The following is a 25,710-nucleotide window of genomic DNA, read 5'->3' as shown; positions in this document are numbered from 1 at the left end:
GCCCGCTCCGGCTTGCGGAAGGCGCGCGTCATTTTGTCCTCAGCACCTCGACGCCCGGCAGCGGCTTGCCCTCCATCCATTCCAGGAAGGCGCCGCCAGCGGTCGACACATAGGTGAAGTCCTCGCCGACGCCGGCATGGTTCAGCGCGGCCACGGTGTCGCCGCCGCCGGCGACCGACACCAGCTTCTTCGCCTTGGTGCGCGCGGCGGCATGCCTGGCGGCCGCCACGGTTCCCTTGTCGAAGGGATTGAGTTCGAAGGCGCCGAGCGGGCCGTTCCAGACCAGCGTCGCGGCATCGTCGATCGCGGCGTTGACGCGGTCGATCGAGCGCGGCCCGACGTCGAGAATCATGCCGTCGGCCGGGATGGCGTCGAGGCCGTAAGCCTGCGACGGCGCATTGGCCTGGAAGTGATAGGCCACCGTCGCGTCCACCGGCAGGATGATGGCGCAGTTGGCCGCTTCCGCCTTGTCGAGGATGCGCAGCGCGGTCGGCGCCAGATCCTTCTCGGCTAGCGACTTGCCGATGTTCACCCCCTGGGCGTGCAGGAAGGTGTTGGCCATGCCGCCGCCGATCACCAGCGCGTCGACCTTGGCGACGAGGTTTTCCAGCAGGTCGAGCTTGGTCGAGACCTTGGCGCCGCCGACGATGGCGATCACCGGCTTGGCCGGGGCCTCCAGCGCCTTGCCGAGGGCGTCGAGCTCGGCCTGCATGGTGCGGCCGGCATAGGCCGGCAGCACGCGGCCAAGGCCCTCGGTCGAGGCGTGGGCGCGGTGCGCGGCCGAGAACGCGTCGTTGACCCAGAGGTCGCCGAGTTTTGCCAGCGCCGCGACGAAGGCGGAATCGTTCTTTTCCTCTTCCGTGTGGAAGCGGGTGTTCTCCAGGCACAGGATGTCGCCGGGGCTGAGCGCAGCGACGGCCTGCTCGGCTGCCGCGCCGATGCAGTCGTCGGCGAACGCCACCTTGCGCTTGATGACATCGGCCAGCACCGCGGCCACGGGCTTCAGCGAGTCCTTGGCGTCGCGGCCCTTGGGGCGGCCGAAATGCGCCAGCAGGACGACCTTGGCGCCCTTGTCGGACAGTTCGGTGATGGTCGGCGCGATGCGCTCGAGGCGTGTGAGGTCCGTCACCCGGCCGTTGTCCATCGGCACGTTGAGATCGACGCGCACCAGGACGCGCTTGCCCTTCACGTCGACGTCATCGAGGGTTCGGAACGTCTTGCTCATCACGCAACATCACCTTGCAAACAGCGAAAAACGAAAAAGTCCGGCGGGGCATTTGCCACCGCCGGACATCTTGAGGATCAGAGCAGCTTGCCCATCGCGACCGCGGTGTCGGCCATGCGGTTCGAGAAGCCCCACTCGTTGTCGTACCACGACAGCACGCGCACGAACGTGCCGCCCTGCACCTTGGTCTGGTCGAACGCGAAGGTCGAGGAGTGCGGATCGTGGTTGAAGTCGATGGAGACGTTGGGATGGCTGGTGACGCCGAGGATGCCCTTGAGCTCCTGGGCGGCGGCGCGCTTCATCGCCTCGTTGATCTCTTCCTTGGTGGTCGCCTTCTTGGTGACGACCTTGAGATCGATCACCGAGACGTTCGGGGTCGGCACGCGGATCGAGACGCCGTCGAGCCTGCCGTTGAGTTCCGGCAGCACGAGGCCGATCGCCTTGGCGGCGCCGGTCGAGGTCGGGATCATCGACATCGCCGCGGCGCGGCCGCGGTAGAGATCCTTGTGCATGGTGTCCAGCGTCGGCTGGTCGCCGGTGTAGGCATGGATCGTCGTCATGAAACCGGTCTCGATGCCGACGGTATCGTTCAGCACCTTGGCCACCGGCGCGAGGCAGTTGGTGGTGCAGGAGCCGTTGGAGACCACGAGGTGGTCCTTGGTCAGGGCGGCGTGGTTGACGCCGTAGACGATGGTGGCGTCGGCGCCGTCGGCCGGGGCGGAGACCAGCACGCGCTTGGCGCCGGCGGTCAGGTGGGCCGAGGCCTTGTCCTTGGCGGTGAAGATGCCGGTGCACTCCAGCGCGATGTCGATGCCGAGATCCTTCCACGGCAGGGTCGAGGGATCGCGCACGGCGGTGACCTTGATCTTGCCGCGGCCGAGATCGATCGAGTCGCCCTCGACCTTCACCTCACCGGGGAAGCGGCCGTGCACCGAGTCGAAGCGGAGCAGGTGGGCATTGGTTTCGACCGGGCCGAGATCGTTCAGCGCGACGACCTCGATATCGGTGCGGTTGGCTTCATAAATCGCCCGCAGGACGTTGCGGCCGATACGGCCAAATCCATTGATCGCGACCCGGACTGCCATTCACTGATCTCCTGATTGTTCAAAAAAACGTCACGTGCGGCGGTTTTTGCCCCGAAAGGCCCCCCGTTGCAATGTGTAATAAGTGCCAATGGCCGGAAAGGGTTACCTGTCCCGGACGGGGCTCGGGACGGGGAGATCGAGCCCCGGCGGACCGTGCGGCCGCCGGGGCGAATGGTCAGCGTCCGAGGCGCTTGGCGACGGCCTCGACGGTGGCTTCCGCGGTGATGCCGAAGTGCTTGTAGAGGTCCTTGGCCGGGGCGCTCTCGCCGAAGCCCTGCATGCCGATGAAGATGCCGTCGGCGCCGATCACGCCGTCCCAGCCGAACCGCACCGCGGCCTCGATGGCGACCTTGACCGGGGCCTTGCCGATCACGCGGGTCTTGGCGCTGTCCTCGGCCGCCAGCAGCAGCTCCAGGCTCGGCACCGAGACCACGCGGGCCTTGATGCCGCGTCCGGCGAGCAGCTTCTGCGCCTCGACCGCGATCGACACTTCCGAGCCGGAGGCGAACAGCGAGACCTCGGCCTCGCCGTCGGCTGAGACCAGCTCATAGGCGCCGGCCGCGCTCAGATTGGTCGCATCGGCGGTGGTGCGCAGCGGCGGCAGGTTCTGGCGCGACAGCGCCAGCACGGTCGGGCCGTTGGTGCGTTCCAGCGCAATCTGCCAGCACTCGGCGGTTTCCACCGCGTCGGCCGGGCGCAGCACGCGCATGTTCGGAATGGCGCGCAGCGCCGCCAGATGCTCGACCGGCTGGTGGGTCGGGCCATCCTCGCCGAGGCCGATGGAATCGTGGGTCATCACGTAGACCACCGGGGTGTGCGACAGCGCGGCGACGCGCATCGCCGGCCGGGCATAGTCGGTGAAGCACATGAAGGTGCCGCCGGCCGGAATATAGCCGCCATGGAGCGCGAGGCCGTTCATGGCCGCGGCCATGCCGAGCTCACGGATGCCGTAGTGGATGTAGCGGCCGTCGAAGCGGCCGGGGCCGATTTCCTTGAGGTCCTTGGTGCGGGTATTGTTGGACGGGGTGAGGTCGGCGGAGCCGAGCAACAGCTCGGGAACCTCGGCGACCAGCACTTCCAGTGCCATTTCGCTGGCCTTGCGGGTGGCGACGGTGGGCGCCTCGGCGACCAGCTTGGCCTTCAGCTTCGCCACCGCCGCATCGAGGGCGGCCGGGCGCTTGCGGTCGATGACACGGCGCTGGAACTCGGCCCGCGGGCCAGCCGCGGCCGCGTCGAAGCGCTTGTGCCAGTCGGCACGGGCGGCCTCGCCACGCTTGCCCACGGCGCGCCAGGCGTTGAGGACGTCGTCGGGGATCTCGAACGGACCGTAGTCCCAGCCCAGCGCCTTCTTGGCGCCGGCCAGCTCCTCGGCGCCGAGCGGCTCGCCGTGGGCCTTGGAGGTGCCGGCCTTCTTCGGCGCGCCGAAGCCGATCGTGGTCTTGCAGGCGATCAGGGTCGGGCTGTCCGACGCCCGCGCCGCAGTGATCGCTGCAGTGATCGCCTTGGGATCATGGCCGTCGATCCGCTCCGCGTTCCAGCCGCAGGCCTTGAAGCGCGCCACCTGGTCGACGCTGTCGGCGAGGCTGAGCGGGCCGTCGATCGAGATGCCGTTGTCGTCGTAGAGGAAGATCAGCTTCGACAGCTTGAGGTGGCCGGCAAGCGCGATGGCCTCCTGGCTGATGCCTTCCATCAGGTCGCCGTCCGAGCACAGCACGTAGGTGTGGTGGCTGACGAGATCATTGCCGAATTCGGCGGCCAGCAGCCGTTCCGCCATCGCGAACCCGACCGCGGTGGCGACGCCCTGGCCGAGCGGGCCGGTGGTGGTCTCGACGCCCGGGGTCATGAAGTTTTCGGGGTGGCCGGGGGTCAGCGAGCCGAGCTGACGGAAATTCTTGATCTGGTCGAGCGTCATGGTCGGGCTGCCGGTCAGGTACAGCAGCGCGTAGAGCAGCATCGAGCCATGGCCCGCCGACAGGATGAAGCGGTCGCGATCCGGCCAGGTCGGGTCGGTGGCGTCGAATTTCAGGAACTGGGTGAACAGGACGGTTGCGACATCCGCGGCGCCCATCGGCAGCCCCGGATGGCCGGACTTGGCCTTTTCCACGGCGTCCATGGACAGCGCGCGAATCGCATTGGCCAAACGGGAATGATCGACGCTTGAAGTCATGGGCACCAGCCTGTCTGAAATTGGGCGAAAACGTCGCAGATGGCGGAGATTTCAGCCGCCCGGAGGGGGAAACCTCTGCAGGAGCCGGGGGAATAGCACCTGCATCCGCCGAGTCCAAGCACTCACAGCCCCCCGACGCCCAAGTCCTTATGCGGCGTCCCCCCACCGGGTTCCGCCGATAGCGGTGCATAGTTTTCCCGTCGGATTGCACTCGGTTGCGGTACTTTGTAAATTTTGGCAGCTAAATCTTTGCCGAGGTGCGGTTTTTGCGGCCTTTGCAGCATCTGCGCCCCGGCAGGATTGCAGGTCAGTCTGTTTCGGGGAGCTGATGATCGATCGTCCATCCACCGGCTACACCGGTTCCGATACGTCCAGCGGGCCCAGCGAGGTCGAGGCGGCGACGCGCCGGCTTGCGGCGGCGCTCGATGCCCTGGAGGCGGCGGTGGAGCGGCGGCACGAGGCCGATCGCGACGAGGACGAACTGGCGGCCCGCATCCAGGCACTCGGCACCGACCGCTCCCGCCTCGCCCATGAGCTCGACGGCTCGTTGGTGCGCACGCGCGAGCTCGAACGCGTCAATCGCGAGATCTCGCAGCGGCTCGATACAGCGATCGCGACCATCCGTGCGGTGCTCGGCAACGGAGGAGCGACATGAGCCACGTCAGCGTCACCATCAACGGCCGCCAGTACCGCATGGCGTGCGAGGAAGGCCAGGAGCGGCGGCTGCTGCAGCTTGCCGAGAGCCTGGAGAGCCGCATCACCAGCCTGCGCGGCAAGTTCGGCGAGATCGGCGATGCGCGCCTCACGGTGATGTCGGCACTGATGCTGGCCGACGAGCTGCTCGATGCCAATCAGCGCATCCTGCGGCTGGAGGACGAGATGCACGCGCTGCAGGATGCGCGCTTCGCTGCCGGCGAGCGGGCCAAGGCGACGCAGACGGCGATTTCGCTGGCGCTGAACTCGGCGGCCGAGCGGCTTGAGAAGATGACCCAGACGCTCAATCGCACGCTCGGCGGCGGCGTCGCGATCGGATGATCCGACGGCGCATTCCTGTGGAATGCGCCGCGCGTCGAACGTTGCGAACAGTCATTTCAACTTGCGATCCGCTGCATTCTGTCCGTGCGCGGCTGGCACGGACGTGGCAGGCAGCCGTCACCTTGCGGCAACTCCGGTCTCACTGAACCGCTGGACGTGGCTCAGCTCGGCACCGTCGGTGTCGATGGCGTCCACATGCTGACGGACGGCTCCACGCGTCCGTTCGGGCCGGCGATAGCCTCGAAATTGAGTGTGAACAGGTTGCGCCACATGTCGATGGCGATGCGGCCGGCGTTGACGCCGATCGCCGCCGGGTTGAGCTTGGTGTCCGGCGTGCGCGACAGCCAGCGTCCGAGCGGATCGTAGATGTCGAGGAAGTAGTTCGACGGCTGCGCGCCCGAGCCGGAGTAGCCGAGCACGTAGATATAGCCTTTCATCTCCGTCGCCATGTCGAGATACTTCTCGTTCGCGTTCTCCGCCTGGGCGCGCAGCGCCTCGAAATCGTCGGGCAGGAAGCTTGTCGCCACCGGCGATTGCTTGCCGTCGACATGAAGGTACATGAAGGGGCTGATCTCGATCGCCTGCAGCTTGGTGTTGTCGACCGCGTCGACCTCGATCTGGTAGGTGACGTCGGCATCGGCATCGTTGATCACCCACACCGTGCTTTCGGCCTGCACGTCATTGGTGACAATCGAGATGACGCTCTGACCCGCCGGGAGCGTCACCTGCACGCTCGTGAGCGCGTCCGTGACCGCCTGCGGAACGATGTTCTGCGTCAGGTCGCTTTCGCAGTCTGCCGGGGCGACGTAGAGGCCGTTGCCGGTCACGCTTGCCTGCTGGGAGACCGGAACGCTCGCTGCCTTGAACGCAGCCAGTCCCCGTGCGCCGAGATAGCCGAGATCGAGATCCACGCTGGCCTCGAACGGCATCTGGAACGTCGCGTTGTTCGGCTGGGTCACCTCGATCGCGCCGGGAACGAGGGCTGCGGCATAGACCGTGCCGTCGGTGTCGGTGATCGTCCAGCTCGACGACAGCGGGCCGCCATTGAGCGAAAGCTGCAGCTGGCCGTTACCGGCGAGCTTGATGTCGACGAGGTCGTTGCCCGCGCTGACTTGCCAGTGCTGCGACAGATTGTAGCCGGCGGCCGCGAACGCGTTGCGCAGGGGGACGCTGACAAATCCCGCATTGAGGTCAGCCGCGTAGTCGCTGGCGTCGAGCGTCGCCACGCGGGCGATCTCGAAGCTTGGAACCGGATTGCCGTTGATGTCGAACGACTGGACGCGCCGGTTGATGATTTCAAGCACGAGGATGCGCCCGTCCTGTGTCACGGCGACGGCCTTCGGTCCGAGCATCAGGCCTTGCCGGACGCCTTTGCCGCCGGCGATGATGCCGGCGACCGCTTCGGCATCCGGGACCGCCTGTTGCAGGATCGGCACGATTTCCATGTGATGGTTGCCGAAGCTGACCGCGATGGCATAGTTGGCGGGATGCACGACCACCGTGTTGACGGTCTGCATCACGAAGGCGCCGTGGGTCTGGGTCTGGTTCATGTCGAACGGCGTCGTGTCGTCGAGCGTCACCGCCCGCAACTGGTGAACGTTCGAGGAACTATCGAGGTAGAAGTTGTTCTGGCCGACGGTATCGGTCGGGTACAGATACACCCACACCGAGCCGTCCGACTGGCGGTTGAGCTGGTAGGTCGGGGCGTTCTGGTTCGGCAGCGTCATCGTCCACTCGACCGTCGACTGCACGGTCGTGAGCGTTACCGTGGAGATGTCGGTCGGCAGGGGATAGCCGGCGCTGGCGAACGACTGCTGCAGGGTGGCGTCGATCACGCCGTCATTGAGGTCCGACAGAACCGAGCTCGGCGCCGAGAACAGCGGCTCAGGGCCGAATTGTTCGTAGGCGAGGAACGTGGTCGCCGAGAAGCCCGCATTCGAGAATTTGAGTGCGGCCTCCGGATTCGACAAGGTGTTGATGTTCTGGAACGTGTAGAGCAGGGCGTTGGTCGGCGTCGATGTCCCCTGCACCGGCACGTTCTGGTTCGAGGCCTGCCAGGTGTAGCCCAGCATGTAGGCGTTGTTGTTCGACGTAATCGCCACCACGTCATTGAGGCCGTCGGGATTGAGGTCGGTGATCACCGCGGAAGGCTGTGCCGTCGCGCTCCACTGGTGTCCGCTCGCCGCGGTGTAGACGATCTTCGAATCGAACAGATACTGGGTATCCATCGTCAGCGGGACCAGATTCTCGATGATCGAGCCGGTGATATCCAGCGTCTGCGCGCCGGGTGGCAGCACCGCCGGCGTCCAGGCGCTGCTCCAGTTGCCCGCCAGCCAGTTGGTGTCCGAGTAGACACCGAAGGTAATCTGGAGGTCGCCGCCGGTCGGCACGTCGTCGAACGTCACGGTGATCGGGGTCGATCGTTCCGATTGCTCGACCGGCAGCGCGCCGGTCAGCGTATAGGCGGTGCCGTTCTTGTACTGCAGCACGGCCTTGAAATGGGTCGCCTCGGTCGGCCAGATCGCCGGGTTTTCGAGCGTGCCATGAAGCGGGTCGGGCGAGACGGTCGCCACCACTTCCAGCCGGCGCGTGACGTTGACCGTGTAAGTCGCTGGCGACTGCAGGATGTCGATGCCGGCTTCCAGCAGCGCGCCGCCGGTTGCGGCGACGCCTGCGATCTCTGCCGCCCAGCCGACGAACGGGATCGCATCGATGAGCTCGCTGACCGTGATCTTGAAGACGAAGAAGTCGATCAGAACTTCACTGCCGTCGGTGACCAGCGTCTTGACTGCTGCCTTGGTAATGTATTTCGCCGCGTTGCCCATGATCATGGCCACCAGCTTGCTGGCGATCAGGTTGATGGCGTAGTTGAGGCCGTAGCGGCCAAAACCGATCAGATACAGGATCGGCTCGACGAGGAAGACCGCGAGAATGATGACAAGCGCGACGACCGCCGGGTCGCTCATCAGTTTTTCGTACCAGTCCGAGTGCGTGACCCAGGCGCCGGTGATCAGGAAAATGACCGGTGACACGAACTGGAACAATACCGTTGCCAGAAGGCCCAGCATGTCCGCGGTCGTGTCCCACTTGCCGATGCCGAGGCCACCGAACAGCAGATCCGCGCTTGCCGCGCTCTCCGGCCATTTCACGTCGATCGTGGTCGCTCCGAACGGCATCGGAATGTCCATGATCGCGTAGACCGAATAAATGAACCGCACGAATTCCTCGTCGGTGTCGAGATGCAGCATCTCCTTCGCTTCGGTGAAGATCTTCTGAATGTTCGGATAGAGGCTTGGCGGGTTGGAGATGACGTTGCCGTCGACATCGTAGAATTTGATATGTGTCGCGAGGGTTCTCATGAAGGTGTTCTTGACCTGGATCGAGAACACCTGCGAGGTGGTGTCGAAGGTGATCGAGCTGTCATCGATGTCCAGGCCATGGCCCGGCGTCTTGTTGTTGATGGTGAATTCGTAACCCGATGCGTCGACCGGGTCGGCGGCGGCCGCGCGCATGGCGCGGCGGGATGCGGTCCGCCGCAGCGCGGCCATCTGCTTGTTGACGACGCCGCTTCCGGTGACGCCCGCATGGTAGCGGTTCTGCTGCTGGCCCTGATTCACCGACCAGTGACTGTTGCGCAGTCCCGGATCGTTGGTCATGGCGACCAGTGCGTAGTCGATCAGTGTCGACGCCGTCTGGGTTGTCGGCGGCTTTGCCGGCGTCGTCTTCGTCGGCGGCGTTCCGATGATGTCCGGGCTCAGATTGTACTGGCAGATGATCGTATCGCTCTGCGTTCCGCCCGTCAGCGCCGGATTGAGCGTGATCGGCTGGTCGTCCTCGCCCTGCAGCTGTGAGATGACGGCGAAGCCTGTCCCGTCCTGGGAGGCCTCGCCGAGTTGGCGGATATAGTTCGAGAATGGCGACAGGTACTTCGATCGGCTGATGTACAGCTCCGAAATAACCGCCGCATGCTTGTTGCTGGTCGAGGCGAGGGCCGGATACGAGAACGCGATCGCCGTGGCCGTTGTTGTCGGCAGATCGATCACCAGATCCGCGTCGGCCAGGAAGTCGAGATGGTCGTCCGCGGCGGCACTGTCCGCAGGCGGCACCATGCCGAAGAGTTCGATATGGGCGGGCCGGCGCGGCAGCAGGCGCGCGAGATCGCCCCGGCGGTACTCCCGCAGCGCCTTGATCGGCACCACGATCTTCACGCCGAACAGGGTCGGCAGCGTTCCGTTGGCGCCGTCGTCGTTGTGAACGCGCAGCAGGAAGGGGGCTTTCACCGGCAGTTTCACGCCGACAGCGTAATGGGTCAGCTTGGCGAGCGCCGCCTGCGGCATGCTGGCGATGGCGCGGTTGTCGATCCGGGCCTGCGCACGGGTGGCGTCGGTGTGTGGATGGACGGCGAAACGGCCGAGCGGCGTCTGGACGTAGGGCTTGTCATAGCTATGACGCAGAAATCCGAGGTCGAAGTGCAGGGTTTCGATCGTGGGGTTCGGTTCGTGCGCCATGGTGTGTCGTCCTCGAAGCGGGGTGGGGCGGATGGTTTGTGAAGATCAATGGCCGGCGGAGCCCGGCGCGCGGGTTGGCGGCGGCGGCGGCGTGGGAGCCGTCAGCATGTCGTCAAGGCTGATGCCGGCAGCGAGATTTGCCCCGTAGGTATTGCCGTTCGGCATGATCGTGGTGGGCGTGAAGCTGTCTGCGTTCAGTCGCGTCGTCGCTACCGTGAATGATGTGAACTGCAGCCGTCCGTCGTCGCCCTGATAGACGGTGGTGATCGCGGTGCCGTAGACCTGCAGTTGCGTGCCGCCATTGTCGACGATCTTGAACCCGGTATAGCCGACAACCGGCGCGACATAGGAGTTGGCGTTGGTCGCGACCGTCCAGTAGTTGCCGACCTTGAATGTCGCGATCGTCGGGTCGGCGCACGGCGGCAGGGCGTAATGGGCCGAGGCGAAGGCCTCGAGGACCGCGCGCGGAAGGGTTTGCGCATTCAGCGCCGCGGTGAAGTCGCCGTCGATCGAAAACAGCTGCTTCGCGGCCTGATCGGCATATCCGCTGACGGTCAGCCCGGTCACGACCGCATTGCTGACGACCGCTGTCAGGATGAAGTCATGATAGGCGGCGCCCGATGGGCCGACCGGCTTCTTCTGTCTCAGCACCACATTCCAGGTCTGGTTCTTTTGAACCACGGCGACGCCGGGCGAGTCGCAGGCGCTGAGCGCGAAGCCGTTGTTTTCGAACATCTGCGCCAGCTCCGTCGTCAGCCAGCCCTTGTCGAGATCGCCGATCAGGTCGGAGACATTGGCCGTCTGCTTGAACAGCGGAACGCCGCTCTGCAGCGCGACCGCGGCATTGGTCATGTTGACCCCGCCGAGACTGGCGCTGGTCAGGTTGACGCCCTGGAGGTTGGTCTTCACCATCGACGCGGGGCGGTATGTGCCGTTGTTGGTGAGGGTCGCCCCGGACAGGTTGGCGTTGATCAGATTGGCGTTGTCGAAGGTGATGCCGCTCAGCTTTGTGTTGGGCAGCGCCAGGTTCCAGAGGGTCGTATTGGCGAGATTGGCATTCTGGATCGTCGCCGAACTCATGATCGTACCGTCGTAGAGCAGGGAGCCCGACAGGTTGACGCCCACCATGGCGGCGAGCGTGAAGTTCGCGTTGTGGAAGTTGCCGAAAGACATGGTCGCGCCGGGGATCTTGTTGGACGCCTCGAACACCGCGTTGTTGAATTTTGCGCTCTCGAAATTGCCGTAGGACAGAGTGGCGCCCGAGAGGCGCGCCTGGCCGGTGAAGTCGGCGCTGTCGGCGGTGACCGAGCTCAGGGTCGCGAACTGGAGATTGGCCGTGGTGAACAGCGCGTTGGACAGCGTCGCGGAGTAGAAGTTCGCCGCCGTCAGGTTCGCGTTCGAGAAATTGGTCTGGGCAAGATTGTAGTAGGGGAACTGGACCCCCACCATGACCGCGCCGCTGAGGTTCAGCCCGGCGAGCTGAGCCTTGCAGGCGGAGACATCCGCGAAGCTGAGGTCGAGCACATTCCACTGCGCGAGGAATTCGCAGGTCATCCGGGTGTTGGCGAACGTCGTGCGGCACACCCCGCCGGTCGGCGCCGCCGTGATGACGGGGCCGAACACCGCGGCCGTGATGTCGCTGTCGGTCACTGCGGCGCAGCTGAGATTGGCGAATTGGAAGGAGGCGCCCGGGGCGGTCGCGGTCCCCTGGATGGTGGCGCCTTGCAGGCAGGCATTGGTCAGATTGGCCTGCGAGAAGCTCGTCATCTGCCCGTTGGCGGCGCCGAGCGTCGTGCCTGTCAGATTCGCGCCTGTGAGGTCGGCGCCGTCGAACACGGTGCCGGTCAGGTTCGTTCCGCTGAAATTGGCGTTGCGCAGGTTTTGTCCTGCGTAGTTCTGGCCGGCGGTGGCAGCGTGTGTGAAGTCCGTGCCGCTGTTGGAGACGTTGTCGCAGGCGTAGGACTGCCCTTTGCTTGGGGTCTCGTCGGGCGCGGCGCGCGCCGTCGTCGGGCCTGCCAGACTTGTTGCGACCTGACCTGTCGCGACCAGGCTTGTCGCGACCAGGCTTGCCGCTCCCAGCGCGGTGACGATCGCAGCGTCGCGCAAGATACGAAACATGGCGTTCCCTCTCGAGACAACTGAAGACTGGTCGTTTGTTTCGGGCGCGGCCGTTTCCGATGTCCTGCATCCCGACGTCGCGATGGGCGTTTGCGGCGTGATGCGAGAGCTTCGGACCGGCGGCTAGTACTGGAACGTGGCCGTATTCGCGACGCGGCCGGGGGTGCCCTGTGCGCCGCTGAGCGCCGGAAGGTTGTTGTTCGCGGTGTTCGGGGCGCTTCCCGGCAGGCCGACGTCACCGCTGTAGCCGGTGTAGTAGAACGGCGTTCCTGTGACGGCAGCGCCGTTCACCAGGACGATGCCGAACGCAGGGCCGCCATTGCCTCCGGCGCCGCCTCCACCGCTGCCGCCAGGCGCGCCGGCGCCGCCGGGCCCGCCCTGGCTGTATCCGCCGCCCTTGACGCCGCCGCCGGCTGCGGCAGCGCCTTGACCGCCGATTTGTGAGCTGCCGCCATTGCCGCCGCGTCCGCCTGTCCCGCCGGTGATGGAGACATTGGTGACCGTGAGCGTCGAGGCGTCCAGCACAGCGGCCATCGACGCGCCGCCCTGGGTGCCGCCGGCGCCGGCCGGCCCGCCACAACCGCCCGCGCCGCCGCCACCACCGATCTGACCGGAGTGAACGTTCTCCTTGAACGGGGAGCTGTTGGCCGCGCACATGCCGCCGCCGCCGCCACCACCGCCCGCGCCACCGTTGCCGCCCGCCTGACCGCCGCCGCCGACGCTCGGCTGCCATCCGCTGGACGTATAGTTGCCGGTGACATTCTGGCTGGCGACGCCGCCGGGACCAGAGGGGCCGTTGGCGCCGCTCTGCCCCGGATGTCCCGTGCCATTGTCGCAGTTGTAGGTGATGTTGGTGCCGCAGACGACGTTGCCGACCGGCCCGCCGTTGGAGTAATTGCCCGACGCCCCGGCGCCGCCAGGAGCGCCGTTGTTGCCGCTGCAAGTGCCCGTACAGCTCGGGCTGCATGTCGGATAGATCTTGAGGCCGGACGGATTCAGTTCGGCCGTGCCGTTCTGACCGTTGCCGCCCTGTCCGCCCTGCGCGCCGCAGGTGCTCGTGCCGCCGTTCTGACCGCTCGCGGCGGCGCCGTTCGCCCCGACCGTGGTCGCGCTCGCACCGGACACGCCGTCGTTGCCCTTGCCCGCCAGGATGGAGACGCTGGTCAACGTCACGCTCGATCCGCCCGTCGCCTGCAGGCCGACGCTGACCCCGGAATTGCCGGTGGCGCCGCTGGCCGCGAGGTGCAGGAAGGACAGGGCCGATTGTTTCGCGGCGGACGCGGACACGACCGGCGCCCCGGCGGAGGTCATGGTGATGACCGAATAATATTGCGAAGCGTCCGGCGAGGCGGGCGCGTTCAGGCAGGCGCCGTAGATGCCGCGGTTCGGGCCGAGCGCGATCGGCTGCGCGACTGAGAAAGAACCGTAGTAGACGAGGGCTCCACACGAACCGGTGGACGGACAGGCCGCGAGGGCCGCGGCAATGCTGGCGCAGGGCGCCGCAGATGTGCAGGCGTTGCTGTCACTGCCGCCCGAGGCGGCGACATAGGTCCAGTTGTCGAATCCGCTGGGCGTTGTGCCGGCGCACGACCAGGCCGGACTGCCGGCCACATTATCCTGCGCGGCCTGCGGCGTCGACTGACTGCACCCCGAGGGTATCGTGGCTCCGCTCAGCTGCAACTGGCCGGAGAACGCGGCGATATTGCAGTCCACCGTGGCGCCAGTGAACACCGGCGCGCAACCGCTGTTGAGGCCCGGCAATGCAGCCCCGGCGATCACCCCCGACATGTTGGCGTTGGTGAAGTTGGTGCAGCTCAGGGTCGCGTACTGGATGTCCGCGGCCGACATTACCGCGCCGGTGAAGTTGGTATTGGTCAGGTTGGCGCCGGTGAAGACGGTCGCCACGCCGCCGCTGTCGTTGATGGTCGCGCCGGAAAAATTCGCGCCGGACAGGTTGGCGCCGGCAAAACTCACGCCGCTCAGGGTCGCATTGCTGAAATCCGCGCCGGACAGATTCTGCCCCGCGAAATTCATGTTGACCCAGGGTGTCGATGCGAAGTTTGCGCGCTGGACGTCGCAACCGGGGCACTGCGCCTTGACCCGCAGCGCAAAGGTCGGCTCGTCGTCCGCCAGCGCAGCCGCCTGCGACAACAACAGCAGCAGCAATACGGCGAGGCCGCGCGCCGCAGCAGGCCACGATGCCATCGTTCGAGCAGCCAGATATTCAGGATTCAAATACTGGAAATAAACGGATGATGCCGCGTGCATATCACACCGCGCTCTTATCATTTTTGTGCAAAAGGGTTTGGTGGAAAAGAATCGAGAGAAAAAGGGAGGTCAAATAATCCGACAGACGCAGATCACCATCGCTTCAAAACGATCGACGTTTCACTCTGCGAGAGAGACACTAGTGGATCGCTGAAAAGTCGGCAATGTCTAGTTGGGCAAACAATGTTCAAAATTGAGTGTGGTCACGACGCCAGCCGATGTCTCGCGTCCCGGCCGCGGCAAGGCGCGCGAGCGCCCGGTGATCGCAGTGTCTTCGGCGCGTCGACGACCTCGTTGTCGGTCCAGCGCGTCGATGATCGTGTGAGGACTGAAGCGGCCGCAGCCCGTCGATGCCGGTCAATCCGGACGGGGCCGATCGGATGTCGGCCAGCCCTGATCGTGGGGCACGCCGACAGGCCTGCTTGAGAGGGATGTCGCGCGGGATATTGCCCGAATGGCTTGCCGTCGGGGGCCGTTTGGGCCGCGGCATTGCCGTCTCCTGCAAATTGTTGCGCGAATCTCGGAAAGTTCATGCGGATGGGTGGCGACGGCGCGCAATCGTCGCTACATTGGTTCTGCGAGGCTGCGTCTCTCGTCAGGAGCCATAATATCCCCGGGGCCTTATCGATCCTTCCGGGAGCTGTCCCTGGCCGGGCCCGTGGGCCCGGGCATATGGCGCCCACCTACTTTCGTAGGGAACTCCGGGATCGAGCGCTTCAACGGTTACCGTGGCTTCGCACTTTCTCTTTCCTCCACGGCGGGCTTGCACCGGCGGGCTTGCACCGGCGGGCTTGCACCGGCGGTTCGCACGGCCGGCGTAATGCCGGCCGGCGTCGCGCCGGGCGGCTGTGAGGGCGAGCGATTCATGGACAGTGCGGAGATGGACAGCGCGGATCATGCCAAGGTCGAGCTGCGGCAGGTCGTGCTGGCGCGCCGCGACGCGCTGCCGTCCACGCTGCGCGTGGCCGCCGCCCAGGCGCTCGCCGTGCGGCCCCTGCCGTTCAACGTGGCGCCGGGGCAGGTGGTGGCCGGCTATATGCCGATCCGCAGCGAGTTCGATCCGCAGCCGCTGATGCGGGCGCTGGCCGCGCGCGGTGCGCGGCTGGTGCTGCCGGTCGTGGTCACGCGCGATGCGCCGCTGCTGTTCCGGCGGTGGCAGCCGGGCGATACGCTGGTGCGTGGCGGTCTCGGCATCCTCGAGCCGGCCGCGGATGCGCCGCTGTCCGACCCGCATATCGTGCTGGTGCCGCTCGCCGCGTTCGACCGCGCCGGTCATCGCATCGGCTATGGCGCTGGGCATTACGACCGCACGCTCGCGCGCCTGCGTGGGCAGGGCGGGGCGCCGGTGACGATCGGGCTGGCGTTCGCCGCACAGCAGGTGGAGCACGTTCCTGCATTGCCGCACGATGTCCCGCTCGACTATATTGCCACCGAACACGAGACCATCGAGACGCGGAGACACTGAGTTGCGGATCCTTTTCATCGGCGACGTGGTCGGCAAGACCGGCCGCACTGCGATTACCGACCGTCTGCCAGGCCTGATCCGCGACTGGAAGCTCGACCTCGTCGTCGTCAACGGCGAGAACGCCGCTGGCGGCTTCGGCATCACCGAGGCGATCTATCAGGATTTCATCGATGCCGGTGCCGATGCGGTGACGCTCGGCAACCATGCCTGGAATCAGAAGGAGGCGCTGGTCTTCATCGAGCGCGCGCCGCGGCTGATCCGGCCGCTGAATTTTCCGAAGCGCACGCCCGGGCGCGGCGCTGCGCTGGTCGAGGCCAAGAACGGCGCGCGCGCGCTGGTGATCAACGCCATGGGCCGCATCTTCATGGAGCCGCTGAACGACCCGTTCCGCGCCATCGACCGCGAGCTCGAGGCCTGTCCGTTGCACGAGGCGGCGGACGCCATCATCGTCGATTTCCATGGCGAGGCGTCGAGCGAGAAGCAGGCGATGGGCCACTTCTGCGACGGCCGCGTCAGCCTCGTCGTCGGCACCCACACCCACATCCCGACTGCCGACCATCAGATCCTCAGCGGCGGCACCGCCTACATGACCGACGCCGGCATGACCGGCGACTATGACTCCGTCATCGGCATGCAGAAGGAGGAGCCGCTGCAGCGCTTCCTCAGCGGCATCCCATCGGCGCGGTTCGAGCCGGCGTTCGGCCCGGCAACGCTCAGCGGCGTCGCCATCGAGACCGACGACAAGACCGGCCTTGCGACGCGGATCGCGCCGGTGCGGCTCGGCGGCCGGCTCGAGCAGACCGCGCCATCGTTCTGGACCTGAACATCGCGAGCATCCTTCCTGACGCCACCCATCCGGAATTTCCGGGGCAGGTGCGCGTGACCGTGGCCGCGCGCGATCAGAGCTTGTAGGCGGTGCGGAAGCCGCCCCAGTGCCGGCCGCCGACACGGATCGGCACGTCGATCTCGCGCATCCGTATCTTCACGCCGTTGCCCATGTCGCGGGCGTAGCTCTGCACCAGATAGGCGCGGGTGTTGCGCGCGGCGGCGAGGCCCGTCGGATCGTCGAAGATGCGCCGGTTGCGGCAGTTGGCGGTGTTCCAGGCGACGTCGCCGGGACGCTGTGGCTGGGCATAGATCTTGTTGTGCACCGGCAGGTAGCCGTTGCGGTCGACCGTGGCGGCGAACGTCATCCCAGGCGCGCTCGCCAGCACCGCCTCCTGGATCTGCGGCAGCACGCCTTCGGCCCAGGCGAGATAGCGGGTGCGGACCTGCTGCGGGGCGGTGGCGGCGATCGGCTGGTAATCGGTGTCGAACAGATCGGCGGCGCTGATCTCGCCACGGGCGATTGCGGCTTCGAACAGCGCACTGATCCTGCCGGCGGCGTCCATCGCCCGCGCCACGCATTCGGTGTTGTCGTCGTGGATCGCGAACAGCAGGTCCTCGATCCGTTCCGTCTGCGCCGTGTTCGGGCTCGCAAACGCGAGCTGCGTGCCGAGATCGCTGTGTCCGGCGATGCGCAGGCGGCATTCGCCGAGCTGGTCGCTCACCGCCGCCAGCGTCTCGCCGACCGGAAGCAGCGCAAGGCCCGCGCCCTCGACCAGCAGTTGCTGGCGCGATACCTCGTAGATGCTGCCCGTGATCTCGCGGCTGCGCGTCCGCAGGACGATCGGCAGATGGCAGGGCAGCCGCTCGTCCTTGTGCGTGCGTGTCGTGTCGCCCTGCTGCAGCAGCACCGCGCAGCGCGCCTTCAGCTTGTCCACCAGCGCCGTGACGCTCTGTCCGGCCTTCGCCACCTCGCCGCCATGGATCTCGGCCTGGCGCGTCGCGCCGTCGATGTCGCCGGCGCTGTCGCCGACCGCGGCGATGAAGCTCGTGGTCGCCGCGGCGTTGCGGGCCATCTCGCCGGTGGTCGCGCTCTGCTCGGCGACGGCGCCGTTGACATGGCTGAACACCGGGCGAATCGCGGCGATCGCCTCGGAGATGCGGCGCACCGCGGCGATCGAGGTCGTGGCGTCCTGCTGCAGCGCGTCGATCTTCTGCCGGATCTCTTCGGTCGCGCCCTGGGTCTGCACCGCCAGCGCCTTGACCTCCGAGGCGACCACGGCAAAGCCGCGCCCGGCGTCGCCGGCCCGCGCCGCCTCGATGGTCGAGTTGAGCGCCAGCAGCGTGGTCTGCTTGGCGATGCTGGCGATCAGGTTGACCACGTTGCCGATGGCAGCCGACGAATCGCGCAGGCGATCGACGTTGAGACTGGCCTCATGCGCCGCGGCGGCGGCTTCGTCCGCGAGCTTGCCGGCGTCGCGCACCTGCGCACCGATGCCGCCTGCTGATTCAGTGAACTTGTCGGCGGCGTCGGAAAAGGTGGCGGCGGTCGAGCGCGCCTCGCCGGCGCGGCCGGTCAGCGTCTCGGTCCGGCGGCGGATGTCGGCGAGGGTGTCGGCAGTGGAGCGCGCCCCGCCCGCGACCGAGGCGGCTGCGCGCTCGAGCTGGCGGATCATGGCCTGCAGCTCGACCTCGAGCAGCTCGAGGATCTGCGCGGCGGTGTTGTCTTCGGGAGGCGGGGAGGCTGCATCGGGGGGCGAGGCCCCGGTATCGCTCGCGACGGCCGCCTTCATCGGAGGCGCCTCGGCGGCAGCCTTCCGGAACAAAGCAAAAACCATGGGAGTTCACCGACCACGGATGATGGTTAATGGACACCATTGCATCGGGCCGTAACCGAGGGGTTAACCGGAGCGGAATTTGCCTGCTTTCGCCGGATTTCCCTATCCCGATACCCGAAACCGCGAGGTTTTTTTGATTTTCCGTAGTTCCGAGCCTATAACCCGCGGCCGAATCCGCCGTGCGCCGGGCCAGACCGATGCCCCCGAATCCGCCCCTCGGGCATCCGGGGAACCTCTGACCCGCGGCGCAGGCCGGCGGACACGACGTAGCGCCCAGTCAGAGAGATTTCCGCATGGCCGGACATTCCCAATTCAAGAACATCATGCACCGCAAGGGGCGGCAGGACGCACAGAAGTCCAAGCTGTTCGGCAAGCTGGCGCGTGAAATTACCGTCGCCGCCAAGCTCGGCACCCCGGATCCGGCGATGAACCCGCGCCTGCGGGCGGCGGTGATCGCGGCGCGTGCCGAGAACATGCCCAAGGACAATATCGAGCGCGCCATCAAGAAGGCCTCCGGCGGCGAAGGCGAGAACTACGACGAGATCCGCTACGAGGGCTATGGTCCCGGCGGCGTCGCCGTGATTGTCGAGGCGCTGACCGATAACCGCAACCGCGCCGCGTCCGATATCCGCTCCTACTTCACCAAGTCCGGCGGCAACCTCGCCGAGACCGGCGCGGTGTCGTTCATGTTCGACCGCGTCGGCATCGTCGAATTCAACGCCGGCGTGGCGTCGGCCGACGCCATGCTGGAGGCCGCGATCGACGCCGGTGCCGACGACGTTCAGTCCAGCGAGGGCGGCCACGAGGTCTATGCCGCGCCGGATTCGTTCCAGCAGGTCGCCAAGGCGCTGGAGGCCAAGTTCGGCGAGCCGCGCAAGGCGGCGCTGACCTGGAAGCCGCAGAACACCGTGGCGGTCGATGACGAGACCGGCGAGAAGCTGCTCAAGCTGATGGACTCGCTGAACGAGCACGACGACGTCCAGAACGTCTACGCCAACTTCGAGATTTCCGACGCACTCGTCGCCAAGATGGGCGGTTGATCGCGCACGCGTTTGCACTGTCGAGGATGAAAGGGGGAGGCCATGCCTCCCCCGACTTTTTTGGCTTGACGCCTGCGCCTCGAAGGATCATGTCAGCGCTATGCGGCGATTGATCGCAGTCGGTCCCGCACCATTGGATCCCTTCAACCATGCCAAGCGACAGTCCACGTACATTGCCGGTAGCGGCCCTGGTGGTCTGAGAGCGCTTCTGGGAGCTCACCGACCCCGCCTCTGCCGGCGGTTCGACAAGGTGAGCTATGACGGATACCCACGCCATCTCCGACGATGTCTTCGATGCGGCGTCGATCGCCGCCCGGCTGACCCATGAGGATGTCGCCGACAACGTCGAGGTGCTCAACCAGCTGACCGCGGTCGAGGCCGCCGAGGTGCTGGCGCTGCTGCCGACCGAGCGGGCGGTCGGCATCCTGGACAAGCCCGAGCTGCTGTTCGGCGCCGAGATCGTCGAGGCGCTGCCGCGTCCGATCGCGGTGCCGCTGATCGCCGGCATGTCGGCCGACATGGCCGCCGACATCGTGCAGCAGCTCGAGGATCCGGTCCGCACCGAGCTGATGCAGAAGCTCGACGAGGCGTCCCGCACCGCGATCGCCGGCCTGCTGGAGTATCCGCAAAACACCGCGGGCAGCATGATGACGACGGAGTTCGTCAGCGTGCCGGCGAACTGGACGGTCGAGCAGACGCTGCAGCACATCCGCCAGGTCGAGCGCACCCGCGAGACCGTCTACGCAATCTATGTGCTCGATCCGCTGAGCCGGCGCCTCGTCGGCGCGGTCAGCCTGCGCCGGCTGATCTCCGGTGAGCCCACCGCCAACATCCTGGTGCTGGCGGCGGAGCGCGCCCCGATCACCACCACGCCGCTCGCCGACCGCGAGGACGTGGCGCGGCTGATCACCAAATACGACCTGCTCGCGGTGCCGGTGGTGGACAAGGCCGGCCATGTCCGCGGCATCGTCACCTTCGATGACATCATGGACGCGATCATCGAGGAGAGCACCGAAGACGTGCAGAAGTTCGGCGGCATGGAGGCGACCGAGGAGCCCTACATGCAGATCGGCCTGATGGACATGATCCGCAAGCGCGGGGTGTGGCTGTGCCTGCTGTTCGTCAGCGAGATGCTCACCGCCAGCGCCATGCAGCACTTCGAGGGCGAGCTCGAAAAGGCGCTGGTGCTGACGCTGTTCATCCCGCTGATCATGAGTTCGGGCGGCAATTCAGGCTCGCAGGCGACCTCGCTGCTGATCCGTTCGCTGGCGTTGCATGACGTGAAACTGTCCGACTGGTGGCGGGTCGCATTCCGCGAGCTGCCGACCGGCATCATCCTCGGCTCGATGCTGGGTCTGATCGGCATCATCCGCATCGTGCTGTGGCAGAAGCTCGGCTTCTACGATTATGGCGAGCACTGGGTGCTGGTGGCGCTGACGGTGGGCGCGGCGCTGATCGGCGTGGTGACGTTCGGCTCGGTGGCCGGCTCGATGCTGCCGTTTGCCCTGCAGCGCGCCGGGTTCGACCCGGCCAGCGCGTCGGCGCCGTTCGTGGCGACCCTGGTCGACGTCACCGGGCTGATGATCTATTTCAGCGTGGCATTGCTGATCCTGCGCGGCACCCTGCTGTGAGGCACGGACGCGTGCGGCGGTTTGGGCTATCATAGGACATGACGTCGCGCGCGATTCGTATTCTTGGCATCGACCCCGGCCTCCGCCGCACCGGCTGGGGGGTGATCGACAGTGACGGCAACCGCCTGATCTATGTCGGCTGCGGCTCGATCGAACCCACCGACACCCTGCCGCTGGCGGAGCGGCTGGTGGCCATCCATGACGGCCTTGCCAAGGTGCTCGGCGAATACAGCCCGGCGGAGGCCGCGGTGGAACAGACTTTTGTCAACAAGGACGGCGCGGCGACGCTCAAGCTCGGCCAGGCGCGCGGCGTCGCCATGCTGACGCCGGCGCGGTTCGGGCTCTCGGTGGCCGAATACGCCCCCAACCAGGTCAAGAAGACCGTGGTCGGCGCGGGCCACGCCGACAAGAACCAGATCCGTGTCATGCTCGGCATCCTGCTGCCGAAGGCCGCCCCGAAGAGCGCCGACGCCGCCGACGCGCTGGCCATCGCGATCACCCATGCGCATCACCGTCAGTCCATGACGCTGCGGGTGGCCGCGTCATGATCGGCAAGCTCAAGGGCGTCATCGATTCCTACGGCGACGACTATGTCATCCTCGACGTCGGCGGGGTCGGCTATCAGGTGCACTGCGCCTCGCGCACGCTGCAGGCCCTGCCCGGCGCGGGCGAGGCTGCTGTGCTGTCGATCGAGACCTATGTGCGGGAAGACCAGATCAAGCTGTTCGGCTTTCGCACCGATCTCGAGCGCGAGTGGTTCCGCCTGCTGCAGACGGTGCAGGGGGTCGGCGCCAAGGTTGCCCTGGCGGTGCTGAGCACCCTGCCTCCCTCCGACCTCGCAAATGCCATCGCGCTGCGCGACAAGGCGGCGGTGGCGCGCACCCCGGGGGTCGGCCCCAAGGTCGCCGAGCGCATCGTGACCGAGCTGAAGGACAAGGCCCCTGCGATCGCCTCGATCGATCCGGCGGTGGTGCAACTGTCGGGTGCGATCGAGGAGCGTAATGCGCCGCGGCCGGTGGCCGACGCCATCTCGGCGCTGGTCAATCTGGGCTATGGTCAGCCGCAGGCGGCCGCGGCCGTCGCCACCGCCGTGCGCAGCGCCGGCGAGGGCGCCGAGACGGCGCAGCTCATTCGCCTCGGGCTGAAGGAGCTGTCGAAATGAAGGAGCGGATTGCGTGTCCAGCCTGAGCGAGCAAGACAAGGAACTGATCGCCGCCGCCACCGACGCGATCAGCAGCCGCTATCGCAATGACTGGCAGGAAGTCGGCGCGGCGATGCGCACGCGCGACGGCCGCATCGTCACCGGGGTCAATATCGACGCCTATATCGGCCGCATCGCGGTGTGCGCCGAGGCGATCGCGATCGGCCGCGCCATCACCGAGACCGGCGATCACGGCATCGAGACCATCGTCGCGGTGCGCCATCCCAAGCCCGACGAGCCCGGCGATATCGCGGTGGTGTCGCCCTGCGGCATCTGCCGCGAGCTGATCTACGACTATGACGCCAGGGCGCGGGTCATCGTGCCCGGCAACGGCGCGCCGATGGTGACGACCGTCGCCGAGCTGCTGCCCAACAAGTACCGCCGGGGGAGCGAGTGAGCGCCGACAGCCGCCTGATCACGCCGGAGCGCCGTACCGACGACATCGGTGACACGGCGATGCGGCCGCAGAATCTGTCCGAGTTCGTCGGACAGGCGCAGGCGCGCGCCAACCTGCAGGTGTTCATCGATGCCGCGCGCAAGCGCGGCGAGGCGCTCGACCATGTGCTGTTCGTCGGTCCTCCCGGGCTCGGCAAGACCACGCTGGCGCAGATCGTCGCCCGCGAGCTCGGGGTCGGCTTCCGCGCCACCTCGGGGCCGGTGATCGCCAAAGCCGGTGACCTTGCGGCGCTGCTCACCAATCTCGAAGAGCGCGACGTGCTGTTCATCGACGAGATCCACCGCCTCAACCCGGCGGTGGAGGAAGTGCTCTATCCGGCGATGGAGGATTTCCAGCTCGACCTGATCATCGGCGAGGGGCCGGCGGCGCGTTCGGTGAAAATCGACCTGTCGAAGTTCACCCTGGTCGGCGCCACCACGCGCGCGGGCCTGCTGACCAATCCGTTGCGCGACCGCTTCGGGATTCCGGTGCGGCTGAACTTCTACACCATCGAGGAACTGGAAAAGATCGTGGTGCGCGGCGCGCGGGTGCTCGGCCTTGGCATGACGCCGGACGGCGCCAACGAGATCGCCCGCCGCGCGCGCGGCACGCCGCGCATCGCCGGCCGCCTGCTGCGCCGGGTCCGCGACTTCGCCTCGGTCGCCGATGCCGACGCGGTCGACCGCGCCATCGCCGACAAGGCGCTGAGAGCGCTCGAGGTCGATGCCGCCGGGCTCGACGCCATGGACCGCCGCTACCTCACCACCATCGCGCTCAATTATGGCGGCGGCCCCGTGGGCGTCGAGACCATGGCGGCGGCGCTGTCGGAGCCGCGCGACGCCATCGAGGACATCATCGAGCCCTACCTGATCCAGTGCGGCCTGATCCAGCGCACGCCGCGTGGCCGACTTTTGACCTCGCACGCCTTCCGCCATCTCGGCATCGCCGAGCCGTCGCGTGATCCCTCGCAGTTCGGCCTGTTCAACGAGGACGACGACGCATGACGCCGACGGTCGAGGTGGTCGCCGCGCTGATCCGTGATGCCGCCGGGCGAGTGCTGCTGGTGCGCAAGCGCGGCACGGCGGCGTTCATGCAGCCGGGCGGCAAGCGCGATGCCGGCGAGGACGACGTCACGGCGCTGGCCCGCGAGCTCGACGAGGAGCTGGGCTGCATCCCGGTGGAGGGATCTGTGCGTGCGCTCGGCACCTTCGAGGCGGCGGCCGCCAACGAGACCGGCTGGCGGGTGCGCGCGGCGGTCTATGCGGCGTCCGTCACCGGCGCCATCACGCCGCGCGCCGAGATCGCCGACATGATCTGGGTCGATCCGGCGTCGCCGCCGGACATCTGCATTGCGCCGCTGACGCGCGATCACGTGCTGCCGCTGGCCGCGAAGCAGGTGGCGGGCCATGGCTGATTCTGCAGCGCTCGACGGCCGCATCGTCGATGGCCGGCATGTCATGCTGGTCCGTGTCTATTACGAGGACACCGATTTCACCGGCATCGTCTATCACGCCAACTACCTGCGCTTCATGGAGCGTGGCCGCACCAACTACCTGCGCCTGCTCGGCGCCGACCAGCACGCGCTGTTTGCCGCCGCCGAGGCCGAGGCGCCGGGGTTCGCCTTCGTGGTGCGCGCCATGCAGATCGACTATCTGCGGCCGGCACGCATGGATGACCTGTTGGAGGTGTCGACGACGCCGGTGGAGGTGAAGGGCGCGTCCATCACCCTCGCGCAGCAGGTGCGTCGTGGCGACGAGGTTCTGGTCGAGGCCAGGGTGAAGGTCGCATTCGTCTCCGGCGGCCGGGCACGGCCAATCCCGAAGGCGCTGCGCATCGCCATGAAGGCGGATCAGGACTCGGGATCCTGAGTGCCGGGCGCTGCCGCCACGCGGCAGGTCTGAAGATCCGCCACCCAGCGATGGCGCCGCTCGCCATAGGCTTCCAGCGTCGGCATCTGAAACTGCGGGTCGGCGAAGCAGCCGACCGCGACGCCGATGTGGTCCGGCAGCTTCGCCGCGTGCCAATACACACTCGACCCGCAGGTTTCGCAGAAATGGAATGTGACCGTGTGGCCGCTGTCGGCGGTGCGCTGCCAGCGGCGTGATGCGCCGGACACGGCGGTCGCCGCGGCGTCGAAGAAGGCACCGACGCCGAATGGACTGCCGGTGCGGCGCTGGCACTGCACGCAGTGGCAGAGCGGCACCAGCGCGGGCTCGCCGCTGCAGCGGATCTGGAGCTGGCCGCAGGCGCAGGCTGCCACGCGTTCTGTCATCGATGGTCTCCGTCTCGGGCCCTTCCCATAAACGGATCGGGCACTCCGTGAAATAGACTTGACGAATTGGACCGATGGGTACAAATTGTACCTATCAGTACAAAGCCAGGAGATGTTGCATGTCCCGCCCGCCGCTGCCGCCGTTCACCCGTGACACCGCCATCCAGAAGGTCCGCATGGCCGAGGATGCCTGGAACTCGCGCGATCCCGCGCGCGTGGCGCTCGCCTACACCGAGGACAGCCGGTGGCGAAATCGCTCCGAGTTCGTGGTCGGCCGCGCCGCGATCGTCGCCTTCCTCACCCGCAAGTGGGAGAAGGAGCACGACTATCGCCTGATCAAGGATCTGTGGGCGTTTGACGGCAACCGCATCGCGGTGCGTTTCCAGTATGAATGGCATGACGCCGCGGGGCAGTGGCACCGCTCCTACGGCAACGAGCAGTGGGAATTCGACGACGCCGGCTTGATGCGGAGGCGCGAGGCCAGCATCAATGATGTCGCGATCCGGGAGAGCGAGCGCCGCTTCCACTGGGCGGCGCCGGGGCCGCGCCCGGCGGATGTGGCAGGCCTCGGCGACACGCCGGAGTGAGACGGAGCA

General features: G+C 66.8%; 22 protein-coding genes and 1 other RNA gene. 15 read left to right on the top strand and 8 right to left on the bottom strand.

Annotated features, from left to right (window positions below):
- Positions 1–28 precede the first annotated feature (28 nt).
- The 3 genes from AB4Z37_RS07295 to tkt all read right to left on the bottom strand — a co-directional run bounded on the left by AB4Z37_RS07295 (position 29) and on the right by tkt (position 4,477).
- On the bottom strand, positions 29–1,225 hold the full coding sequence (locus AB4Z37_RS07295; RefSeq protein ID WP_441516032.1) for a phosphoglycerate kinase: 1,197 nt from the start codon (positions 1,223–1,225) through the stop codon (positions 29–31).
- Positions 1,226–1,302: 77 nt separating this feature from the next.
- Positions 1,303–2,310, bottom strand: coding sequence for a type I glyceraldehyde-3-phosphate dehydrogenase (gene gap / locus AB4Z37_RS07290; protein ID WP_441516031.1), 1,008 nt, complete (start codon positions 2,308–2,310; stop codon positions 1,303–1,305).
- Between the two features lie 175 nt (positions 2,311–2,485).
- The gene (tkt, locus tag AB4Z37_RS07285) at positions 2,486–4,477 is read right to left on the bottom strand and encodes a transketolase (RefSeq protein ID WP_441516030.1); all 1,992 of its coding nucleotides are present in this window, start codon (positions 4,475–4,477) and stop codon (positions 2,486–2,488) included.
- Between the two features lie 328 nt (positions 4,478–4,805).
- Here tkt and AB4Z37_RS07280 point away from each other — a divergent pair, with 328 nt between their 5' ends.
- Together AB4Z37_RS07280 and AB4Z37_RS07275 are read left to right on the top strand one after the other, a co-directional pair.
- Positions 4,806–5,132, top strand: a complete 327-nt coding sequence (locus AB4Z37_RS07280) for a DUF4164 domain-containing protein (RefSeq protein WP_441516029.1) — start codon at positions 4,806–4,808, stop codon at positions 5,130–5,132.
- Positions 5,129–5,512 (top strand): cell division protein ZapA, encoded by a 384-nt coding sequence (locus AB4Z37_RS07275; protein WP_441516028.1) that lies wholly within the window; start codon positions 5,129–5,131, stop codon positions 5,510–5,512. The genes AB4Z37_RS07280 and AB4Z37_RS07275 overlap by 4 nt, the downstream gene beginning before the upstream one ends.
- Positions 5,513–5,673: 161 nt before the next feature.
- Here AB4Z37_RS07275 and AB4Z37_RS07270 read toward each other — a convergent pair whose 3' ends face one another.
- A complete protein-coding gene (locus AB4Z37_RS07270; RefSeq protein WP_441516027.1) occupies positions 5,674–10,020 on the bottom strand; it encodes a hypothetical protein in 4,347 nt (1,448 codons plus the stop codon).
- Positions 10,021–10,065: 45 nt separating this feature from the next.
- Positions 10,066–12,138: a pentapeptide repeat-containing protein gene (locus AB4Z37_RS07265; RefSeq protein ID WP_441516026.1), complete on the bottom strand. Its 2,073-nt coding sequence runs from the start codon at positions 12,136–12,138 to the stop codon at positions 10,066–10,068.
- Between AB4Z37_RS07265 and AB4Z37_RS07260 the strand changes: the two genes are divergently transcribed.
- The gene (locus tag AB4Z37_RS07260; RefSeq protein WP_441516025.1) at positions 12,137–12,265 is read left to right on the top strand and encodes a hypothetical protein; all 129 of its coding nucleotides are present in this window, start codon (positions 12,137–12,139) and stop codon (positions 12,263–12,265) included. The two genes, AB4Z37_RS07265 and AB4Z37_RS07260, sit on opposite strands and share 2 nt — an antisense overlap.
- Here the strand turns inward: AB4Z37_RS07260 and AB4Z37_RS07255 are convergent.
- The gene (locus AB4Z37_RS07255) at positions 12,262–14,343 is read right to left on the bottom strand and encodes a pentapeptide repeat-containing protein (protein WP_441516024.1); all 2,082 of its coding nucleotides are present in this window, start codon (positions 14,341–14,343) and stop codon (positions 12,262–12,264) included. The two genes, AB4Z37_RS07260 and AB4Z37_RS07255, sit on opposite strands and share 4 nt — an antisense overlap.
- A gap of 640 nt (positions 14,344–14,983) precedes the next feature.
- On the opposite strand from AB4Z37_RS07255, the gene ssrS reads away from it, so the two are divergent.
- From ssrS to AB4Z37_RS07240, 3 genes are all read left to right on the top strand, one after another.
- Positions 14,984–15,145: non-coding RNA, 6S RNA (ssrS, locus tag AB4Z37_RS07250), on the top strand.
- 126 nt (positions 15,146–15,271) lie between these two features.
- On the top strand, positions 15,272–15,871 hold the full coding sequence (locus tag AB4Z37_RS07245) for a 5-formyltetrahydrofolate cyclo-ligase (RefSeq protein ID WP_441516023.1): 600 nt from the start codon (positions 15,272–15,274) through the stop codon (positions 15,869–15,871).
- Position 15,872: 1 nt separating this feature from the next.
- Complete coding sequence (locus AB4Z37_RS07240; RefSeq protein ID WP_441516022.1) at positions 15,873–16,694, top strand: TIGR00282 family metallophosphoesterase; 822 nt, start codon at positions 15,873–15,875, stop codon at positions 16,692–16,694.
- Between the two features lie 76 nt (positions 16,695–16,770).
- Here the strand turns inward: AB4Z37_RS07240 and AB4Z37_RS07235 are convergent, their stop codons facing one another.
- Positions 16,771–18,534 carry a methyl-accepting chemotaxis protein gene (locus tag AB4Z37_RS07235; RefSeq protein WP_441516021.1) on the bottom strand — a complete coding sequence of 588 codons (1,764 nt, stop codon included), beginning with the start codon at positions 18,532–18,534 and terminating at the stop codon, positions 16,771–16,773.
- A gap of 293 nt (positions 18,535–18,827) precedes the next feature.
- Here AB4Z37_RS07235 and AB4Z37_RS07230 point away from each other — a divergent pair, with 293 nt between their 5' ends.
- From AB4Z37_RS07230 to ybgC, 8 genes are all read left to right on the top strand, one after another.
- A complete protein-coding gene (locus AB4Z37_RS07230; RefSeq protein ID WP_441516020.1) occupies positions 18,828–19,574 on the top strand; it encodes a YebC/PmpR family DNA-binding transcriptional regulator in 747 nt (248 codons plus the stop codon).
- Positions 19,575–19,831: 257 nt separating this feature from the next.
- Positions 19,832–21,205, top strand: a complete 1,374-nt coding sequence (gene mgtE, locus AB4Z37_RS07225) for a magnesium transporter (protein ID WP_441516019.1) — start codon at positions 19,832–19,834, stop codon at positions 21,203–21,205.
- A 38-nt stretch (positions 21,206–21,243) separates the two neighbouring features.
- On the top strand, positions 21,244–21,753 hold the full coding sequence (ruvC, locus tag AB4Z37_RS07220) for a crossover junction endodeoxyribonuclease RuvC (protein ID WP_441516018.1): 510 nt from the start codon (positions 21,244–21,246) through the stop codon (positions 21,751–21,753).
- The gene (ruvA, locus tag AB4Z37_RS07215) at positions 21,750–22,367 is read left to right on the top strand and encodes a Holliday junction branch migration protein RuvA (RefSeq protein WP_441516017.1); all 618 of its coding nucleotides are present in this window, start codon (positions 21,750–21,752) and stop codon (positions 22,365–22,367) included. The genes ruvC and ruvA overlap by 4 nt, the downstream gene beginning before the upstream one ends.
- Positions 22,368–22,389: 22 nt before the next feature.
- Positions 22,390–22,803 (top strand): cytidine deaminase, encoded by a 414-nt coding sequence (locus tag AB4Z37_RS07210; protein ID WP_441516146.1) that lies wholly within the window; start codon positions 22,390–22,392, stop codon positions 22,801–22,803.
- Positions 22,800–23,846, top strand: coding sequence for a Holliday junction branch migration DNA helicase RuvB (gene ruvB / locus AB4Z37_RS07205; RefSeq protein ID WP_441516016.1), 1,047 nt, complete (start codon positions 22,800–22,802; stop codon positions 23,844–23,846). Before AB4Z37_RS07210 ends, ruvB begins: the two co-directional genes overlap by 4 nt.
- Complete coding sequence (locus AB4Z37_RS07200; RefSeq protein ID WP_441516015.1) at positions 23,843–24,256, top strand: NUDIX hydrolase; 414 nt, start codon at positions 23,843–23,845, stop codon at positions 24,254–24,256. The genes ruvB and AB4Z37_RS07200 overlap by 4 nt, the downstream gene beginning before the upstream one ends.
- Complete coding sequence (gene ybgC, locus AB4Z37_RS07195; RefSeq protein WP_441516014.1) at positions 24,249–24,710, top strand: tol-pal system-associated acyl-CoA thioesterase; 462 nt, start codon at positions 24,249–24,251, stop codon at positions 24,708–24,710. Before AB4Z37_RS07200 ends, ybgC begins: the two co-directional genes overlap by 8 nt.
- On the opposite strand, the gene AB4Z37_RS07190 is transcribed toward ybgC, so the two are convergent.
- On the bottom strand, positions 24,692–25,114 hold the full coding sequence (locus AB4Z37_RS07190; RefSeq protein ID WP_441516013.1) for a GFA family protein: 423 nt from the start codon (positions 25,112–25,114) through the stop codon (positions 24,692–24,694). The genes ybgC and AB4Z37_RS07190 overlap by 19 nt on opposite strands.
- 119 nt (positions 25,115–25,233) lie before the next feature.
- Here AB4Z37_RS07190 and AB4Z37_RS07185 point away from each other — a divergent pair, with 119 nt between their 5' ends.
- Positions 25,234–25,701, top strand: a complete 468-nt coding sequence (locus AB4Z37_RS07185) for a nuclear transport factor 2 family protein (protein WP_441516012.1) — start codon at positions 25,234–25,236, stop codon at positions 25,699–25,701.
- Positions 25,702–25,710: the final 9 nt, after the last annotated feature.

The sequence above is a fragment of the Bradyrhizobium sp. 2TAF24 genome (genome assembly GCF_052115025.1).
In the GTDB taxonomy this organism is placed as follows: domain Bacteria; phylum Pseudomonadota; class Alphaproteobacteria; order Rhizobiales; family Xanthobacteraceae; genus Bradyrhizobium_A.
Note: the sequence above shows the minus strand (reverse complement) of the source record. Positions and strands in the feature narration are given on the sequence as shown.

Bases quoted from the DNA above. Each gene is read 5' to 3' on its own strand.
- AB4Z37_RS07295 (WP_441516032.1), bottom strand. From the start codon at position 1,225: ATGAGCAAGACGTTCCGAACCCTCGATGACGTCGACGTGAAGGGCAAG.
- gap (WP_441516031.1), bottom strand. From the start codon at position 2,310: ATGGCAGTCCGGGTCGCGATCAATGGATTTGGCCGTATCGGCCGCAAC.
- tkt (WP_441516030.1), bottom strand. From the start codon at position 4,477: ATGACTTCAAGCGTCGATCATTCCCGTTTGGCCAATGCGATTCGCGCG.
- AB4Z37_RS07280 (WP_441516029.1), top strand. From the start codon at position 4,806: ATGATCGATCGTCCATCCACCGGCTACACCGGTTCCGATACGTCCAGC.
- AB4Z37_RS07275 (WP_441516028.1), top strand. From the start codon at position 5,129: ATGAGCCACGTCAGCGTCACCATCAACGGCCGCCAGTACCGCATGGCG.
- AB4Z37_RS07270 (WP_441516027.1), bottom strand. From the start codon at position 10,020: ATGGCGCACGAACCGAACCCCACGATCGAAACCCTGCACTTCGACCTC.
- AB4Z37_RS07260 (WP_441516025.1), top strand. From the start codon at position 12,137: ATGGCGTTCCCTCTCGAGACAACTGAAGACTGGTCGTTTGTTTCGGGC.
- AB4Z37_RS07265 (WP_441516026.1), bottom strand. From the start codon at position 12,138: ATGTTTCGTATCTTGCGCGACGCTGCGATCGTCACCGCGCTGGGAGCG.
- AB4Z37_RS07255 (WP_441516024.1), bottom strand. From the start codon at position 14,343: ATGGCATCGTGGCCTGCTGCGGCGCGCGGCCTCGCCGTATTGCTGCTG.
- AB4Z37_RS07245 (WP_441516023.1), top strand. From the start codon at position 15,272: ATGGACAGTGCGGAGATGGACAGCGCGGATCATGCCAAGGTCGAGCTG.
- AB4Z37_RS07235 (WP_441516021.1), bottom strand. From the start codon at position 18,534: ATGGTTTTTGCTTTGTTCCGGAAGGCTGCCGCCGAGGCGCCTCCGATG.
- AB4Z37_RS07230 (WP_441516020.1), top strand. From the start codon at position 18,828: ATGGCCGGACATTCCCAATTCAAGAACATCATGCACCGCAAGGGGCGG.
- mgtE (WP_441516019.1), top strand. From the start codon at position 19,832: ATGACGGATACCCACGCCATCTCCGACGATGTCTTCGATGCGGCGTCG.
- ruvC (WP_441516018.1), top strand. From the start codon at position 21,244: ATGACGTCGCGCGCGATTCGTATTCTTGGCATCGACCCCGGCCTCCGC.
- ruvA (WP_441516017.1), top strand. From the start codon at position 21,750: ATGATCGGCAAGCTCAAGGGCGTCATCGATTCCTACGGCGACGACTAT.
- AB4Z37_RS07200 (WP_441516015.1), top strand. From the start codon at position 23,843: ATGACGCCGACGGTCGAGGTGGTCGCCGCGCTGATCCGTGATGCCGCC.
- ybgC (WP_441516014.1), top strand. From the start codon at position 24,249: ATGGCTGATTCTGCAGCGCTCGACGGCCGCATCGTCGATGGCCGGCAT.
- AB4Z37_RS07190 (WP_441516013.1), bottom strand. From the start codon at position 25,114: ATGACAGAACGCGTGGCAGCCTGCGCCTGCGGCCAGCTCCAGATCCGC.
- AB4Z37_RS07185 (WP_441516012.1), top strand. From the start codon at position 25,234: ATGTCCCGCCCGCCGCTGCCGCCGTTCACCCGTGACACCGCCATCCAG.